The sequence below is a fragment of the Pelagicoccus albus genome, assembly GCF_014230145.1.
Classification (GTDB): Bacteria; Verrucomicrobiota; Verrucomicrobiia; order Opitutales; family Opitutaceae; genus Pelagicoccus; species Pelagicoccus albus.
In genome coordinates this window covers 1,004,859-1,022,738 of sequence record NZ_JACHVC010000012.1, presented here as the reverse complement: position 1 = coordinate 1,022,738, position 17,880 = coordinate 1,004,859, and the positions used below count along the sequence as shown (strand labels likewise).

11 protein-coding genes are annotated in these 17,880 nt (G+C 52.4%); 5 read left to right on the top strand and 6 right to left on the bottom strand.

What is annotated here, in order from left to right; translation table 11 throughout:
- Positions 1 to 75 precede the first annotated feature (75 nt).
- On the top strand, positions 76 to 4,041 hold the full coding sequence (locus tag H5P27_RS14005) for a PAS domain S-box protein (RefSeq protein WP_185661020.1): 3,966 nt from the start codon (positions 76 to 78) through the stop codon (positions 4,039 to 4,041).
- 35 nt (positions 4,042 to 4,076) lie between these two features.
- Here the strand turns inward: H5P27_RS14005 and purU are convergent, their stop codons facing one another.
- The 4 genes from purU to H5P27_RS13985 all read right to left on the bottom strand — a co-directional run bounded on the left by purU (position 4,077) and on the right by H5P27_RS13985 (position 10,900).
- Positions 4,077 to 4,928, bottom strand: a complete 852-nt coding sequence (purU, locus tag H5P27_RS14000; RefSeq protein WP_185661019.1) for a formyltetrahydrofolate deformylase — start codon at positions 4,926 to 4,928, stop codon at positions 4,077 to 4,079.
- 77 nt (positions 4,929 to 5,005) lie between these two features.
- On the bottom strand, positions 5,006 to 8,245 hold the full coding sequence (carB, locus tag H5P27_RS13995) for a carbamoyl-phosphate synthase large subunit (RefSeq protein WP_185661018.1): 3,240 nt from the start codon (positions 8,243 to 8,245) through the stop codon (positions 5,006 to 5,008).
- A gap of 213 nt (positions 8,246 to 8,458) precedes the next feature.
- Complete coding sequence (locus tag H5P27_RS13990) at positions 8,459 to 9,685, bottom strand: sigma-54-dependent transcriptional regulator (protein WP_185661017.1); 1,227 nt, start codon at positions 9,683 to 9,685, stop codon at positions 8,459 to 8,461.
- Positions 9,686 to 9,727: 42 nt separating this feature from the next.
- Entirely contained in the window at positions 9,728 to 10,900 is a 1,173-nt protein-coding gene (locus H5P27_RS13985) for a type II secretion system F family protein (RefSeq protein ID WP_185661016.1), read from the bottom strand.
- Between the two features lie 212 nt (positions 10,901 to 11,112).
- On the opposite strand from H5P27_RS13985, the gene H5P27_RS13980 reads away from it, so the two are divergent.
- Positions 11,113 to 12,261 (top strand): endo-1,4-beta-xylanase, encoded by a 1,149-nt coding sequence (locus tag H5P27_RS13980; protein ID WP_185661015.1) that lies wholly within the window; start codon positions 11,113 to 11,115, stop codon positions 12,259 to 12,261.
- A 64-nt stretch (positions 12,262 to 12,325) separates the two neighbouring features.
- Here the strand turns inward: H5P27_RS13980 and H5P27_RS13975 are convergent, their stop codons facing one another.
- Both H5P27_RS13975 and H5P27_RS13970 read right to left on the bottom strand, forming a co-directional pair.
- The gene (locus tag H5P27_RS13975) at positions 12,326 to 12,763 is read right to left on the bottom strand and encodes a hypothetical protein (protein WP_185661014.1); all 438 of its coding nucleotides are present in this window, start codon (positions 12,761 to 12,763) and stop codon (positions 12,326 to 12,328) included.
- Between the two features lie 123 nt (positions 12,764 to 12,886).
- A complete protein-coding gene (locus H5P27_RS13970) occupies positions 12,887 to 13,609 on the bottom strand; it encodes a metallophosphoesterase family protein (protein ID WP_185661013.1) in 723 nt (240 codons plus the stop codon).
- A gap of 107 nt (positions 13,610 to 13,716) precedes the next feature.
- On the opposite strand from H5P27_RS13970, the gene H5P27_RS13965 reads away from it, so the two are divergent.
- The 3 genes from H5P27_RS13965 to H5P27_RS13955 all read left to right on the top strand — a co-directional run bounded on the left by H5P27_RS13965 (position 13,717) and on the right by H5P27_RS13955 (position 17,875).
- Complete coding sequence (locus H5P27_RS13965) at positions 13,717 to 14,544, top strand: HDOD domain-containing protein (RefSeq protein WP_185661012.1); 828 nt, start codon at positions 13,717 to 13,719, stop codon at positions 14,542 to 14,544.
- Positions 14,545 to 14,647: 103 nt separating this feature from the next.
- Positions 14,648 to 16,222, top strand: coding sequence for a right-handed parallel beta-helix repeat-containing protein (locus H5P27_RS13960; RefSeq protein ID WP_185661011.1), 1,575 nt, complete (start codon positions 14,648 to 14,650; stop codon positions 16,220 to 16,222).
- Between the two features lie 90 nt (positions 16,223 to 16,312).
- On the top strand, positions 16,313 to 17,875 hold the full coding sequence (locus tag H5P27_RS13955; protein WP_185661010.1) for a HAMP domain-containing protein: 1,563 nt from the start codon (positions 16,313 to 16,315) through the stop codon (positions 17,873 to 17,875).
- Positions 17,876 to 17,880 lie beyond the last annotated feature (5 nt).

Here is a 17,880-nt window from a genome sequence, read left to right as displayed (position 1 = left end):
TGGCCAGCTATACCGATGTTTTTGTATCACAGAGTCCCGAGTTATCTGCCTCGCTTGTATCGTTACCCCTGAAAGATGAGACCCAATTCGAAAAATTCTGATGGCAGAGCCCCGAAATCGGATGAAGCTCTTGCGTCATCCTCAGTGATCACAGCCGAGGCGTTGCTGGATTGTTTGGATGATCACATGATCGTGGCTATCACCGATCCGAAGGGCGTTATCACCTACGTAAACGACCAGTTTTGCGCCCTCAGCGAATATTCTCGGGAGGAGCTCGTTGGTAAGACGCACAAAGTAGTCAATTCCGGCTATCATTCGGTGGCATTTTGGAAGGGGCTTTGGGGCGCGATCAGTTCGGGAAAGTGCTGGAAAGGCCAGATCTGTAACCGTAGCAAGAGCGGCGACCTTTACTGGGTTCAGACTTCGATCAAACCGATCTACAATGCCGAAGGAGAGATTACTCAGTATGTCTCGTGCCGAACGGACATCACTTCGCAGAAGAAGATCGAGAGCAAGCTGCTGCATGCGAAAGCCCAGTTTCAGGATGCCTCTCGCATCGCCAAGATTGGTTCTTGGGAGCTCGACTTGGTGAAGGGCGAACTCGATTGGTCTTGGGCGACCAAGCAAATTCACGAAGTGCCGTTGGACTATGTGCCCACTTTGGAATCTGCATTGGAGTTTTACCAGGAAGGTGAAATTAGGGATTCAGTCGAAAAGCTAGTGGAAAAGGCTGTCGCCGACGGTGAGCCTTTTGACCGAGAGATACAGATCGTGACTCATAGCGGTCGCCGTAAATGGATCCGTTCGATTGGGCAGGCTGAAATGGTGAACAAGAAGGTGGTCCGCCTTTTCGGAGTCATCCAGGATATAGACGCGGAGCTGCGGGCCCGTGAGGAAAGTCAGCGTAATGCCTCCGTAATCAGAGGCTTGGTGGATTCCGCGAACGAGCTTGCTTTTGTGGCGACGGATCCGGATGGAATTATTTCCATCTTCAACGTAGGCGCTGAGAAACTCACCGGCTACGAGGCTTCGGAGGTGATCGGTAAGGCGACTCCCGCAATTTTTCATCTGGACGAAGAGATCGATGGCAAAGCCCGCGAATTGAGCGAGCGATTTGGTAAAAAGATTGAGGGCTTCGAAGCGTTCTCGGAAATCCCGATGCGAAAAGGAAGCGAGTTAAGTTACGCTACCTATGTTCGCAGGGATGGCACGCGGGTACCAGTTTCCTTGATAGTGACTTGTTTGAGGGATGGTTCCGGAGATATCGCTGGATTCCTTGGCGTTTCTCGCGATGCGTCAGCTCAGGCGGAAGCCGAAAACCAGCTTCGCGAGAGCGAACTCCGATTCAGAGGCTCCTTTGAGAATTCCGGTATAGGAATGATGATCCTGAGTCCGCGCGGGGCGTTGGAGGACTTTAACAAGTCCATTTCGGAAATGTTTGGGTACAGTCTTGAACAGATGCGAAGCATGCGTCTGCGAGATGTGATCCATCCGGACGACTATTATTCGGCGTTAATTAAGTTCAAAGAAACCCTCAGCGGTAAACGAAATCACTTTGTTCTGGAGAGCAGATATATTGGGGCTGACGGGTCGATTGTTTGGGCCCGAGTCAATGCGTCACTTATTCGCCGACCGAACGGCGATCCTGTCCATTTCATCCTGCAGGTTGAGAATATCAGCGAGACGAAATCGATCAGCAAGCGGATGAAGGAGACCAGTGAGCGTCTATCGCTGGCGGTTGCAGCCGGAGGGATCGGTATCTGGGAGCTTAGGCTTTCTACTGGCACGGTCATCTTCGACGACCAAATGTTCAAGCTATACGGGATTGAGAAAGAATCATTCGAAGGGCGAGTCGAAGAGTGGTCGAATACCCTTCACCCTGATGATCTCCCACAGGCGTTGCAGGCCCTTGAGGACGGGAAAAACGGTGTTTGCGATATCAATACCCGTTTCCGCATCATCCGACCGGATGGAAAAATCAGGTATTTGAGAGCCATGTCTGTTCTCGACCGCGATTCTCAAGGAAGGCCTGTCCGATTGGTCGGCACGAATTGGGATGTTACGGACAATTTTGAACAGGAAGAAGCTTTGCTACGGCTGGCGGAGCAAGCGGAAGAGGCGAACCAGGCGAAGAGCCAGTTCTTGGCCAATATGAGTCATGAAATCCGCACGCCGATCAATGGTGTGATCGGGATGACTACCTTGTTGCTCGATTCACCAGGCTTGACCGAGGAGCAAAGCCGGCAGGCGCGAATCATCAAGTCCAGCGGTGAGTCCTTGTTGGCTTTGATCAATGATATTCTCGATTTCTCAAAGGTCGAGGCGGGTCGAATAGATCTAGAAGTTCTCGATTTTGATGTTCGTAGTTTGTTGAGCGATTTGGATTCGTTGCTTTCTCAAAAGGCTAGGGAAAAGAATCTTGAGTTCATCTGCAGTGCGGCGAGCAATGTGCCGAGGCGATTGCAGGGGGATCCTAGCCGCTTGCGTCAGATTCTGCTCAATCTGGCCGGAAATGCGGTTAAATTCACGGCAGAAGGCGAGGTGCGCATCGATGTGTCGGTAGACTCTAGGACTGACGAAGGCGTGATGCTAAGATTCAATGTCAAGGATACCGGTATAGGCATCGCGGAGAGCAAGAGGAAGAACTTGTTTACGGAGTTCACCCAGGCGGACTCCAGCACGACGCGACTTTATGGGGGCACTGGTTTGGGCCTCGCCATCAGCAAACAGCTCGTGAACCTGATGGGTGGCGAGATCGATTTTGAGAGTGTCGAAAATCAGGGCACTGATTTTTGGTTTACTTCCTTCCTGCGGTATTCGGAAGATGAGTACGCAGAGTCGGAGCTGAACAATCTGAGAGGACGAGTGGCTTTGGTTGTGAGCCAACGTAGTGAACTGAGCGTACCATTGGACAAGCGCTTACGTAAGGTAGGAGTCGACACGAAGCACTGCCGTTCCTCACTCGCCGCCTTGGCGATGCTTAAACAGATGAGGGACAAGGAAAGTCGTTTGGATTACCTTTTCTATGATCAGGCGGGTAATGATAAGTCCGTCGAGACTTTGGCGTCCGAACTGAAGCAAGAACCTGGATACGAGGAGCTACCTGTGGTGGCACTACTCGACGATGGTTCGCCGGTCGATGAATGGACCCTGCCTACCCTCTATTTTCCGCTTGTGCCTTTTGATTTACACGCTGTGTTGTTGGGCAATCAACTAACGCCAGTGGAGGAAAAAGAGGAGGGTGGTATCATAACCGCAGAAAAATTCGCCAGCCGTGATGCTAAGATTCTCATAGCGGAAGACAATTTTGTGAATCAAATGGTCGTGCGTGGCTTGCTTGAAAAAGTCGGACTCAATGCCGATACGGCGGCCAACGGCCTTGAGGCATTGGAAGCGATGGGTCGTATCCGTTACGACTTGGTACTCATGGATGTACAGATGCCTGAGATGGATGGACTTGAAGCCACCCGTCGGGTGCGCGCCGGTGAGATCGGGGACGCGTCTAAGGACATACCAATTATCGCTCTAACGGCTCATGCCCTGCCTGAAGATCGTATCGTGTGTCTTAACGCCGGAATGTCCGATTACATAACAAAACCCGTGGAGCCCGCTGCTTTGTTCAGCCTTCTGGATAAGGTTCTGCCTCAGAGGGTGGAAAAAGCGGAAGTTGTGGAGCAGCCGGTCGAGGAAGAGTCGGAGGATAACAGCGTTTTCAGTCCAGCGGCCTTCCTAGAGCGGATGCTGGAGGATGAGGCTCTCGCCATGGAGATCGCCAACCTTGCCCTGCAGGATTACGAGAAATATCGAGGTAATCTGAAGGAAATTTTTGAAAACGGGAGCACCGAGGATCTGCATCGTTATACGCACTCGCTAAAGGGAGTATCGGCTAACGTCTGCTGTGAAAAGCTTCGATCAGAGGCTGAGCGACTTGACATGAAGACACGCCGAGGCGAGTTCGAGGAAGTGCGACAGAGTTACCAGGAGTTCTCGAGTTTGTTGGACGAAACGATGTTCGCCCTGAAGCGTTACTTGGATAACTAGCCGCGTCAGCTGTCGGGCGCGAAGCAGCCCTTCTCCTAATCGAAGACGACGGTTTTGTTCTCGTAGACGAGAATTCGGTTTTCCAAGTGCCAGCCTACTGCTTGAGCGAGGGTGAGCTTCTCGAGATTTCGTCCCTTGCGAACCAGATCCTCGACACTGTTGCGGTGTGTAACGTGGGCTACGCTCTGGTGGATGATGGGCCCTTGGTCCAAGTCGGGAGTTGCGTAGTGAGCGGTTGCTCCGATCAATTTAACCCCACGGCTGTGGGCTTGATGGTAGGGTTTGGCTCCAGCGAAAGCGGGCAGGAAGCTGTGGTGAATGTTGATGACCGGCTTGCCGAAGGTATCTAGGAAAATTGCGGATAGCACCTGCATGTAGCGGGCCATGATCACGAGCTCGATGCCCTCTTTTTTGAGGAGGGCCAGCTGTTCAGCCTCGGCATCTGCTTTGGTCGCCTTGGTGACTGGGATGTAGTGGTAGGGGATCCCGTATGTATTGGATACGCCCTCCAAGTCTTGGTGGTTGGAAACGATGAGGGCTATTTCGCAGGGGTACTCTCCCGATTTCCACCTCAAGATGAGGTCATGAAAGCAATGGTCGAATTTGGATACGAATATCGCTACTTTGGGTTTGTCGCCCGAGATCGCTACTTTCGTTTTCATACCGATCGAGTCGCCAAACGCTTGGAAATCTGCCGCGGTCTCTCTCGGGTCTGACCCCTCCTTTACTGCCCACTCAACACGCTGGAAGAATACGCCCGCTTGAGCGTCGCGGTGCTGGTCTGCGTGGATGATGTTTCCTCCGTTATTGAAGATCCAACCTGAAACTTTGGATACGAGACCTTTTTGGTCTGGGCCGGATAGGAGGGCGACTAGTTGCGGAGACATGAGAGGAGGGAGCTAGCTTAATGTTGGCGATCCGGCGTCACGAAGCGAATTCGCGACGCTAGTCGGCTAAGAGTGCATCATACGTTCTTCACGCTTTTGGCTACGTAAGACTGCACAGAGCGGACTTCGTAGTCTTGCTTGCTTAGAGACTTGATACCAGAGACGGCTGCTTCTGCACCTGTAATGGTAGACATGATACAGATGTTGTTGGCCCATGCTACGGAGCGCATGTGGTTTTCGTCCTTTCGTGGGATCATGCCGGAAGGCGTGTTGATGATCATTTGGATCTCATCGTTCTTGATCATGTCCACTACGTTGGGTCGCCCTTCAGCGATGCGGAACAGCTTTTTTACCTCGAGACCATTGTCTATCAGGTATTTGGCAGTGCCGCTTGTAGAGTAGATGCTGAAACCGAGAGCCGTCAAATTGCGTGCAATATCGAGGGCACGTGGCTTGTCCTGATCCTTTACGGATAGGAAAACGTTTCCGCCAGTAGGCAAGGCCGGTTTGGCGGCGGCCTGAGTCTTGGCAAATGCGATGCCGAAGTCGGAATCCAGCCCCATGACCTCACCTGTAGAGCGCATCTCTGGTCCAAGTCGGATTGTAGAGCCGGGGAAGCGAACGAATGGGAATACCGCTTCCTTAATGCACCAATGCTTAGGCGTTAGCTCTTCGGTGAATTCTAGATCGGCCAGCTTCATTCCAGTCATGATCTTGGCAGCGATCTTTGCCAAAGGCTTACCGATCGCCTTGGACACGAAAGGCACGGTACGCGAGGCACGTGGATTGACTTCCAGAACGTAGAGGTCGTTGTCCTTGATGGCGAACTGGATGTTCATCAAACCGACGACTTTAAGAGCTTTCGCAAGTCGGTAGCTCGCTTGCCGAACGGTCTCGATCATCGCGGGCTGCAAGGTGTGAGGAGGAAGGACCATAGCCGCATCACCGGAGTGAACTCCCGCGTATTCGATGTGCTCCAACATGCCTCCAATCACCGAGGTTTCACCGTCGGAGATGCAGTCCACGTCGAGCTCGATCGCGTCTTCGAGGAACTTGTCGAGCAACACGGGCTTGTCGGGCGAAGCGTCGAAGGCTTCGCGAATGACCGCTTTCATCTCGTCCATGGTGTGGACGATGAACATGCCGCGTCCACCCAGTACGAAAGAAGGGCGCAGGAGAAGTGGGAAGCCCACTTGATCGGCCATTTCGTAGGCCTCTTTTTCGTTGAGTACCGTCTTGTTGGCCGGCTGCTTGAGTCCTGTTTCGTCGAGGATCTGCTTGAAGAGCTCGCGGTCTTCGGCTGCGTCGATGCTCTCTGGTGAGGTGCCGATGATGTTTACGCCGTTGGCCTTTAGCTCGGTAGCAAGATTCAAGGGAGTTTGTCCACCGTACTGTACAATCGCCCCTTCGCAGCCCTCCTGTTCGTAGACTTCCATAACGTCCTCAAGGGTGAGTGGCTCGAAGTAGAGCTTATCCGAGGTATCGTAGTCGGTGGATACTGTCTCTGGGTTGGAGTTGACCATGACAGCCTCGTAGCCGAGTTCCTGAAGAGCGAAGGAGGCGTGAACGCAGCAGTAGTCGAACTCGATGCCTTGGCCAATTCGGTTTGGCCCGCCGCCGATGATCATGATCTTCTTTTTGTCCGAAGGAATGACCTCGTTTTCGTCACCGTAGGAAGAGTAGTAGTAAGGTGTTTGGGCTTCAAACTCAGCGGCGCAGGTATCGACTAGGCGGAATACGGTTTTGATTCCCTTCTCCTTGCGGGCCTTGTTGACGGCGGCCCAATCTTCGGCGAAGAGGTAGCCGAGTTGGCGGTCGGAGAAACCGTATTCCTTAGCCTTGCGGAGCATGGCGGTTGAAACGGTATCCAGCTTTTGAGATGCGAGCTGATCTTCGAGATCCGAGATTTGCTTGAGCTGGGTCAGGAACCAAGGGTCGATCTTCGTGAGTTCGAAGAGTTGTTCGAGGGTGTAGCCAGCTTTGAGGGCGTAACGTATGTAGAAGACACGTTCCGTGTTCGGGCGAACCAGCTTTCCATTGATAACTTCCTCTGTTGGAAGATCGTTGCCCCCGAGCTTGCCTCCAGCTCCAAATCCGAAAGCTCCAGTCTCCAGCGAACGAAGGGCCTTCTGGAAGGACTCCTTGAATGTGCGACCGATGGCCATGGCTTCGCCCACGGATTTCATGGCGGAGGTCAAGGTGTCGTCGGCGCCGGGGAATTTCTCGAACGTGAAACGTGGTATCTTGGTGACGACGTAGTCGATCGATGGCTCGAAGGAAGCGGGTGTCGCTTTGGTGATGTCGTTCTGAATTTCGTCCAAGCTGTAGCCGACAGCCAGTTTGGCCGCGAACTTGGCGATGGGGAAACCGGTTGCTTTGGAGGCCAGAGCCGAAGAACGGGAAACGCGTGGATTCATCTCGATCACGACCATGCGTCCCGTGTCAGGGCAAAGAGAGAATTGGATATTTGATCCGCCAGTCTCAACGCCGATTTCCCGGATAACCGCGAAGGACGCGTCGCGCATCGCTTGGTACTCGCGATCGGAAAGGGTCATGGCCGGAGCGACTGTGATGGAGTCACCTGTATGGACGCCCATGGGGTCGAAGTTTTCGATGGAGCAAATGACCACGCACTGATCCTTGCGGTCGCGCATGACCTCCATCTCATACTCTTTCCAGCCGAGAAGGCATTCTTCGACCAATACCTCGTGTACCGGCGAAAGCTCCAGACCGTTGGAGACGATATGCTCGAATTCTTCCTTGTTGTAAGCGATACCTCCGCCGGAGCCTCCCATGGTGAAACTTGGGCGAATGATCAAGGGATAGCTGCCGATCTCTCTGGCTGCTTGACGGGCCTCGTCGAGGGAGTTGACGGTTCGCGAGTGAGCTACATCGAGACCGATCTTGAGCATAGCCTCCTTGAAGAGTTCGCGGTCCTCGCCTTTCTTAATGGCGTCCGGCTTAGCCCCGATCATTTCGACTCCGTACTCGTGGAGGATGCCGGCTGACTCTAGCTCGAGGGAGAGGTTCAAGGCTGTTTGTCCGCCGAGGGTTGGGAGGAGGGCGTCGGGGCGTTCTTTGGCGATGATTTTCTCGACTGCGTCGACGGTGAGCGGCTCGATGTAGGTGACATCGGCGAACTCGGGGTCCGTCATGATGGTGGCGGGGTTGCTGTTGACCAGGATGACGCGGTAGCCCTCTTCTTTGAGCGCTTTACAGGCTTGAGTGCCTGAGTAGTCGAATTCGCAGGCTTGGCCAATGATAATTGGTCCGGCGCCTATGATCAGGATACTCTCGATGTCGGTTCTTTTCGGCATGACAAAAAAATTTTTGCAAGTTCACGCAGAGGTAGGGCTCTGGGCAAGGGTGAAAAGATGCGAATCGAACGATTGTGCAAGCGGATTTGGGACGGGATGCCATGAGCCTAGGCTTTTGCCCAGACGTGTTGACGATCCGATCTCGTTGGCTGCCCGCAATTTGCTCTCCCAACTGGGAAGACGAGTCTCCTTTTGAGACTCAAACGAGGTGAGCTAAAGCTCGTCTGGCGCGATGCCGAGGATCTCGGTCGCCCGTTCGCGGTCGCCTTGGGCGGCACGGATGACGGCTTGCTTGTAGCGCTCCGCCTGCTCCTCGAGATAAGCGGCCAGATTTGGCCAGCTGGAAATATCTTGAAGCTTTTCCGGCAAGTCGGACTCGCGGATGGTATTTCCTTCGCGAGTTGTTGCTGCCGCGTCTAGCACTTCTTCGAACTCCGTATAGTTTCCTGGCCAGCGGTAGCCTTGCAGGATGGCGGTTGCCCCTTCCGATATGTTGATATCCGGTAGATTGTTTTGGGCGAAAAAGGTGCGTGCGAGAGCTGGGATGTCTTCGGAACGATCGCGTAGGCTAGGAATCAGCATCGCGTTATTGGCGATGCGGAAATACAGTGCGTCCTCGAACTGTCCTTCCTCCACGAGCTGCTCGATGTCGGAGGAGCTGGTGCAGATCACGCGGCAATCGCCTTTCAGGTCGCGGATGAGATTGCCAATGCTATTCTGCAGTGGACGAGGGATTCGGTCGATGTTGGCTATGTGGAGCGAGCCTGTATGAGCGCTCGCAACGGTTTCGCTCGGTTCTGTGAATTCATCATCCGAGAAAAAGAGATTAGCCAATTCTGTTTGATCAACTTCTCGAGCGTCGATGGTGACAATAGGGCCGGAAGCGAATTCGCTTTCTGCATGTATAGCTCGGGCGATTTTGGTCTTTTGGCCTCCGGCATCTCCCACAATGAGTAGGGGGGCGGCGAGTTTTGCGGCGCGGTGAAAACGGTCGTTGAGAGCTCTAGCCGCATCGGAATCTCCCGACAGGAGGATAGAGCTTTGGGCCTGCGAGCTATCGTTTGGGGCGGCCTTTTTCTCCCTGGCTGCGGTCGCTCGCGTAATGGCGTTCATCAGCTGGTCGACCTTGAATGGCTTAGTCAGGAAATCGAATGCTCCATACTTCAGAGAGTTGGTGGCATTCTCGATGTTGGCATAGCCAGACATCATAATGACGATCGCCTCTGGATCTGCTTCTTTGATTTGAGCGAGGAGCTGTATGCCGTCCATTGGCTGCATGTTGATATCCGTGAGGATAATATCGAAGTGCTGCTCGCGGATCTTTTGCAGGGCCATTTCTCCATCGGTGGCGAATGCGGTTTCGTAGCCAATGGGCTGGATCACCGCTTCCAACATTTCGTGGATGGACTCTAGATCGTCGACAATGAGAATGGAATGCATCGCTTTTCTACTTCCGTAATGAACTGGGGAGAGACTGAATTTTTAGCCGCCTACGATAGAGGAGAGCTGGAAGATCGGCATGAACATGGCCATCACGATACCGCCTACGACCACCCCTAGGAAGACGATGAGCATTGGCTCGATCAATGAGGTGAGCGAAGCGATGATGGCGTCTGCTTCCGTGTCGTAGAAGTCGGAGATCTTGTTCATCATCCCGTCCACGTTACCAGTTTGTTCACCCGCACGGGACATATGCTTCATCATCGGAGGGAAGAACTCGATTTGCTCGATCGTTTCGGAGACCTGTCCACCCTCGGAGATGTTTTTGGTGATTCTGCGGCAGGCGTCTTCGATCTGAGTCTTGCCTGAAGAGGCAGCTACGATTTCCAAACAGCGTAAGATGGGAACACCAGAGCGGAGGAGGGTTGCGTAGGTGCGGCAGAAGCGAGATAGCGTGATCTTGACGATCAAGTTGCCGAAAACCGGCATCCGCACGATCAGTTTGTCCCGAACCTGTCTGCCCTTTGGCGTCTTAGTGAAACGATTCCAAACCTGGTAGAGGAAGAATCCCGCTCCGATCATATAGATAATGTAGGACTTCAAGAAGTCGGAAAGATCGATGAGGAACTGAGTCGGACCAGGCAGCTCAGCCCCGAAGTCCGAGAACATTTCAGCAAAGGTCGGAACCACGAAAATGAGAAGCACGTTCACCAGGATGATAGCCAAGGCGATAACCGCTACTGGATAAGTCATAGCGGACTTTACCTTTTTGGTGAGCGCTGTTGTGGCTTCGAAGTAGCCCGCTACTTTGCCAAGGATCTCGGAGAGACCACCACTGGCTTCACCGGCCTCCACCATGGAGATGAAGAGGTTGTTGAAGGCCCGCGGATATTTGGCGCAGGCGCTAGAAAAGTTGTTACCCTGCGAGACGTCTGCCTTAACCTCGCGGATGATGATGCGGAAAACGGGATCTTCGGTCTGGTCTTGCAGAGCATCCAAGGCGGAAACGAGTGGCAAACCTGCTTCGAGCATGGAAGCCATTTGCTGGGTGAACACGGCTAGCGATTCTAGCTTAAGCTTATAGTTCTTGGCCTTTTTTTCGTACGCTCGTTCCTTGGCGAGTTTTTGCGACTCCCAGAAGCTAACTGATTTTTGCTTCTCCTTGTGGACGGTAGAATTTTTGGTGCTGGCTGGTTTCGACGCGAGTATAGGCATGACAGGTTATACTTCGTCCACCGGTGAGGGAAACTTAGCGGTGTTTAGCGCTCAAATGTAATTGAGTAGCGTTTCCTAGGGCATTTTAGCGTTTTGGGTAAACTCTAGGGCTATAGATCGAACTAAGTTTGTGGAGGATGACTTGAGTCGGAAGAGATTCGGAGCACTGATCGAAGTCGGTCTCGTAACCGGCGTTCTTAACCCCATTGCCCATGAAATCTAGCTTCTCAATCGCTATGGCAGTCTGTTCTGCTGTGTGTGTCGTGGCGGCACCCCACGCCTCGGAAACCCTTCGCTCTGCTTACCATGACGCATTCCATATCGGATTCGCGGTGAATGGCGAAATGGTATCTGGCCTAGACGAGGAATCGCTCAAAATTGTGCTCACTCACGCTAGCGCAGTGACTCCGGAAAATGTAATGAAGGCCGGTCCACTTCGCCCCGAGCCGGGTGTTTTTGACTATGGTCCAGCGGACGATTTTGTGGACTTGGCCGAGGGAAATGACCTCTTCGTGGTTGGGCACACTTTGGTCTGGCACAACCAGACGCCGGCTTGGTTTTTCCTGAACGAAAAGGGAGAACCGAATTCCTTTGAAGAACAGAAACAGCGACTAGAGGAACACATCAAGGCGGTCGCAGGGCGCTATGCTGGCAGGGTCGATGCGTGGGATGTGGTCAACGAAGTGATCGCTGACGACGGCAGCTATCGACCTACGACTTGGGTTAAGGGCATCGGTAGCGGAGATGAGCTCGTCAAACTGTCGTTTGCCGCAGCGGCCAAGTACGCGCCGGATACAGAGCTTTATTACAACGACTTCAATGCGTGGCGCCCATCCAAGCGAGATGGAATCGTCAAAATGATTAAGATGCTGCAAGCGGAGGGTATCCGGATCGACGGGGTAGGCATACAGGCGCATTGGGGGCTCAATTTTCCCAAGACCGAGTATATTCAGTTGGCGATCGATGCTTACGCGGCCCTAGGCGTCAAAGTGATGATCACGGAACTGGATGTGGATGTGCTTCCGCTGACACGCGAGGGTCAGATTATTGGAACAGGGATGTTGCACCCGCAATTTCAACTTGAGGAATGGAAAGAGTATCTCGACCCCTATACCGAGGCTTTGCCCTTGGAGGTCGAAACGGCCCTAGCCGACCGATACGAGGAGCTCTTCAAGTTGTTCTACAAGAATCGGGACAAGATAGATCGAGTTACCCTTTGGGGCGTGCACGATGGAATGTCTTGGAAAAATGGTTATCCGATTGAGGCGAGGACAAATTATCCGCTCCTGTTCGACCGAAATAAAAAACCGAAGCTAGCTCTTGAGCGGGTCCTGGCGGTCCCTTCCGAATGGACGGAGTGAGCTGACACGAGAAAGGCCGCCTTTTTACGGGCGGCCTCTTTTTTTGAAAGCGTTATGCTACGGTTTAGGCGACTCGGGCGAGCTTCTTTTTGTATTCAGCCGTTTTGATCCAGTAGAGAATGAAGCAGACGATGCCCGCCAAGGCGGCGAGAATGCCGATAAGTGGGATAATGCTGACGATTCCGGAAATCGCCCAAATCATCCCTACCGTGAATCCGAAGTCCTCGTTGCTCTCCCAGCCGCGGGAGCGGTACTCATTGGCGAGGGACTCCTTGATTTTTATCACTGTCCAGATTTGCCAGAAAATATTGAATAGCGGGATGAAGTTCAGCCAAACCAGTCCCGGTGCCATCGCCTGATTCTCTGGGGCGCAAGCGGCTAAAGTACGGCTAAGGTTGAGGAAGAAAAGGATCGCTATGGTTAGGCCGACGGCGAGGAAGAATAGGGCAATGACGATTACGACGCCGCTGGCCAGTATTTCTGAGATTTCTGATTCTGACATGATTTATGTTTGAGGATTCGGGTTCTAGAGGCAGCTCTTCTGAGGAGGAGGGCTGATTTGTAAGTTTTTGCTTCCCTGCGGTTTGGGCGTCAAGCGCGGGTGCGGGCAAATGGCGGATTTGTTCTATTGTCCGAGAGCGAGCCCCTCTCGTTCTTCGGCGTTGGTATAGGTCGCCGTGTTGGTTTCGGTGTCGAAGTCGATATGCGTTGGCACTTCACCCGGTTGTTTTCCTGGATTGAAAACCCAAGTCTGGCCGACTCGTTCGGCCCATGCGCCTTCGTTGTAGAAGGGAGCGTTGTGAATGTGTCCGCACAACACTGCCGTGGGCTTGTAGGTTCCGATTAAACGCGATAGAAAGGGGTCGCCTGCATCGCCCTTGCGAGTTCTAGCTATGGCCGATCCCCTCGGCGGGGCGTGGTGTATCCAAATCCAACTTACCTCCGCAGCGGGTTGACTGTCTTTAAGGAGCTTGGCCATCTCGCGGCGGGTTTGCGAGTCATTCCACCAAGGGCACACAGTGAAGCGATAGTTCGCTAGGTCGAGGTATTGCCCATCGCTAACGATTCCCTTCGCCCGCAGGTCTTTGATCCAGTCCGCATGCTCCTCGCCCTCTGGGGTTCGTGTATTTCCGTCGTGATTGCCGGACGAAACCAAGAGCGGGCAGTGAGTTTTGATTCTCTCTAGTATGGGTGTGATTTGCTGGATCTGCTCTTGCTTGTCGAACTGACTGGCCAAATCGAGCAAGTCGCCCGCAATCACGACGAGGTCGTAGCGGCTCGCCGATTCTTCTACCCACCGGAACTGCTTTAGGTTCATATGCAGATCTGAGACGAGTAGTACTTTCATTCTTGGCGTGATAATCTCGACTTGGCGAATTAGTTGCAAACTAAGTATTTAAGTTTTGGACTCAAGCCAGCCTTCTGTGTAGAGCATTGTTTTATAGCTTACTCGCGATGAATCGTAAGATCGAATACGGCAAATATCTGGAATATGTTAGCGGATTGTTTCCGATGCCACGAATCATGGCGGAAGTCGCTCGTCGTCTGAAGGACGAGGACACGATCATTGGGGATTTGGCGGACTTGATTCGATCAGATGCCTCTCTCGTGGGCGGCATTGTGAGACTCAGCAACAGCTCCTACTATGGCTTTTCTGAAAAGACGGATTCTTTGGATGATGCCATGCAACGGATCGGTTTGCGGGAAATCGCTCGCCTCGTGGGGGTCTGCACAGTGTGCAAAGTGTATCAGGACGAGCTGGACAGCTATCGCATTCCACCGGAGGTCTTTTGGGAATCTAGCATCGCCGTGGCCTTGCTCATGGAACGATTTGCCGCGTATCGAGAGATGGATACGGAGGCCGCGTATTTAAGTGGATTGATGCGGGAATGTGGAATGCTGGTGATCAATTATGCATTGAAAGCGGAGGGTCGGACTGAACGATGGGATCACCTCGAACCTGTCCACGAGTGGGAATACCACAGCTTCGGCCTCGACCATATGGAAGTGGGCGGGCAGTTGTTAAAGCTTTGGGGATTTGACGAGGATATTTGCAAAATCGTGGAGGAGCAATGGGTCAAGAATTCCACGGAAATGGGAAAACTTTTGGACTTGGCAAACGCGGTCGTAGCACGCTGCGGGTGTGACTTCGGAAACCACTGTGGAAATTTTGAGCCCTGCGAGGAGCGAGTAAGTGCTGCGGGCATGAGCTTGGAAGATTTTACAACTGCGGTGGATTCGGCTCGCGAGGCTTTTGACAAATTGAAAGCGGGGATACTGTAGCACGCAGTTTGCGGCTTCAACGCTAGCGATCCGGACTGACCGAATTGCTAGGCTTTGACTTACCAACTGTATTGCTTTGGGGATCGGGTCCTACCCCATCCCCATGAGCTATTTTACGTCACTCAAGCGTTTTCTCCTTTTCTCATTTTCGCCCCTTTTATTTGGGAATATTCTCTTCGGAGCGGAGTATTTCGTAAGTCCAGAGGGCGACGATTCGAATTCCGGATCGCTAGAATTCCCTTTTGCCACGCTGCAGCGAGGGCAGGAAGCGGTTGAGCCGGGAGATACTGTTTTTATCCGCGGTGGGACTTACCGTGTGCAGGAGTCCCAAATCGCTCGTTACGAAAGCATTTGGGCGTATGTAAACTACTTGGACAAGAGCGGCGAAGAAGGGGCGCCAATCAACTATTTCGCCTATCCCGGCGAAACACCTGTTTTTGACTATTCTGATATTGCTCCAGCGGATTTAAGAATCACCGCGTTTTTCGTAAAAGGGTCTTGGATACACCTCAAAGGTATCGAGCTCGTCGGCATTCAGGTTACGATCTTAGATCACACCCAATCCATCGGGATTGAGAATCAAGGCAGCCACAATATCTTCGAGCAAGTAGACGTGCACGATGGGCAAGCGATCGGTTTTTATCTGACTCGAGGCTCGGACAATCTCCTCCTGAATTGTGATGCGTATCGTAATTGGGACTACACTTCCGAGAACGGGAAAGGTGGAAACGTAGACGGCTTTGGCGGGCATTTGAGAGCCGGTGGGACCAACAATGTTTTTCGCGGGTGCCGAGCTTGGTTCAACAGCGATGATGGGTTTGACGCTATCAATTCCAATGAAGCGGTAGTATTCGAAAACTGTTGGGCCTTTTACAACGGCTACTCTTCTGAATTCGCCAGCTTAGCGGATGGAAATGGTTTTAAATCGGGTGGACATGCCGGTACAGCGGTGGATCGATTGCCCGATCCGCTTCCACGTCACGTGACTCGCTTCTGTCTCGCAGTAGGGAACAAGGCCTCTGGCTTTTACGCGAATCACCAGATCGGTGGACAAGAGTGGTTCAACAATACCGCTATCGGGAACACCTACAATTTCAATATGTTGGCGAGGCTCGAAGACAACGCGACTGATGTGGATGGATACGGCGGAGTCATGCGAAACAATCTCGGATATGGAGCGTCACTTTCGAGTCGCGAGGTCGTTAATCTAAACGAAGAAGAATCGGATGTATCCGGAAATTACTTCACGCTCGAGGTTGAAGTAACAGCGGATGATTTCGTTAGCCTAGACGAATCGCTGCTCACAATGCCGCGGCAGCCAAACGGAGATTTGCCCGATATCGCCTATGCCCGTCTTGTGAAAGATAGTGATCTAATTGATTCAGGCTTAGACGCTGGCTACGCATTTTCTGGATCCGCTCCAGATCTAGGGGCCTTTGAGCATGACACTGATAAGTCTCCCTTTGAAATCGCGTTGATTCTCCAGCCGGATGTCCAGCAGGTGCGAGTGAGCGGACCTCTGGGCTGGCCCTATTCCTTAGTCGCTGCCAATGATCCACGTCTCGAAGCCGAAGATTGGGGGACCGTAGATAGCGGGCCGGTCGAGCAAGACGGTAATCGCTACGCTGAAGTAGACATCGATGGAGCTCGTTTCTTTCGACTGAAATATTCCCAATAGGAAACGATTCCAGATTCATGCCCGTGCCCGAAGCTCTCTAGGTTACGTAAGGTTTGGCCTTATTTGAGCCTAAAGCCTTATTTCTTCCAGATGCGTTTGATCCGCCTCGATGAAGGAGGGAAGGAAGTTTTACGTTTGGACCGGATAAACGGGGAAATCGTCCGGGTCAGAGAGGAAGACCTCCAACAGAAAGGAAATCGCACCTATTTCCGGGAAACTGTAAGCAAAGAGAGGGACGGAGCTTATTTCTCGGCGATCAATTTGAACCGCGAGCATGGAGTGATCGAATTACCCTACAAGCCGACCTTGCGTATCGCCCAGCAGGTGCGTTCGCCCGATGGGAGCTTGCTCGGGATCGTTATAGGAAATCTCTCATTCGACCAGTTCCTATCACGGCTATTGTCGGACGATATCGAACGGTTCCACCTGTTTTTGACCAATTCCGATGGATACTACCTTTTCGGGAGAGGGGAAGATGAACTATTTGGTTTTGACTTAAATACGGAATCAAATGCCCAGAGAGATTATCCTGAGACAGAAAGCTATTTCTTGGGATCCTCGCAGAGCGAGGATCTCATAGAGGGGAACTATCCATTTTTTGACTACACGCTGACACACTTGCATCGACTGGAAATATCGGAAGCGGATCGAGTATTGCATATGGGAATACAGGTCGTTTATGCGGGCTTCAGCCTGGGGTCCGGCTTCGCGCTCATTGCCCTTTTGGTGGTTGTTACCGTTTTTCTGATTTTGGGAATCACGGTTACCAGTTACCTCTCTGCGGGAATAACGCGGCCTTTGGAAGTTATTGTGGAAGCAACGGATGACTTTGCTCGCGGTGAGACTAGCCAAACTCTGCCAGTAACTCACAACGATGAGATCGGAGTCTTGGCCCGTAGCTTTGTGGAGATGCGGTCCTCGGTAACCAGGCAGCGCGAGGCAGTCGTAAAAGCGAACGAGCAATTGAGCCTTGCGAATCGGGACCTTTCAAATTTCGCCCATATCGCCTCCCACGAACTAAGGGAGCCGATCAATAGAATTTCAATGCTCACTGAAATTGCCAAAAGCGAGTTGAGCTCAGCCGAAACCGAGGTCGATCGGGAAGTGGTGAACTTGCTGGATTCGCTTCGAAAAGAAAGCCTCAAACTGCTGCGGCAGATTTCAGATTTCCGGCATTTTGCAGGATTGAGTGTAGGGGTGCTTGTTCGGGAAGAGACTGAAGTGGTGCAGCTGATACGCGATGCTCTCAGCGAGTTTTCAGTCCAATTGAGAGGGCTCCAGATAAAGGTGGATATTGAGGAGATTCCTCCGCTTATGACCTATGCAAGTCTTCTCCGCTCGGTTTACAGGAACCTTACCGACAGCCTGCTGAAATTTCCTCAAATGCGAGACGCGTCGATTCGCTATACCTTTGGTCTTGTTGACGATTGCCCGGCATTGGGCGTGCTCTATGACGGGTCGCCTGAAGTTGCCCAAGAGATTGCAGCAGCATTTGATACAAGTTTTGAATACAATGAGCCTAGTAACTCCACTGAGATCGGTCTTTCTCTTTGCTTAAAGATAATTGCCAGACACAAAGGTAGGTTCTGGATAGAAACCAAGGATAGCCAGAGCCACATCAGATTTACGCTGGGTCAAGACTCCATAGCGTGAAAAAA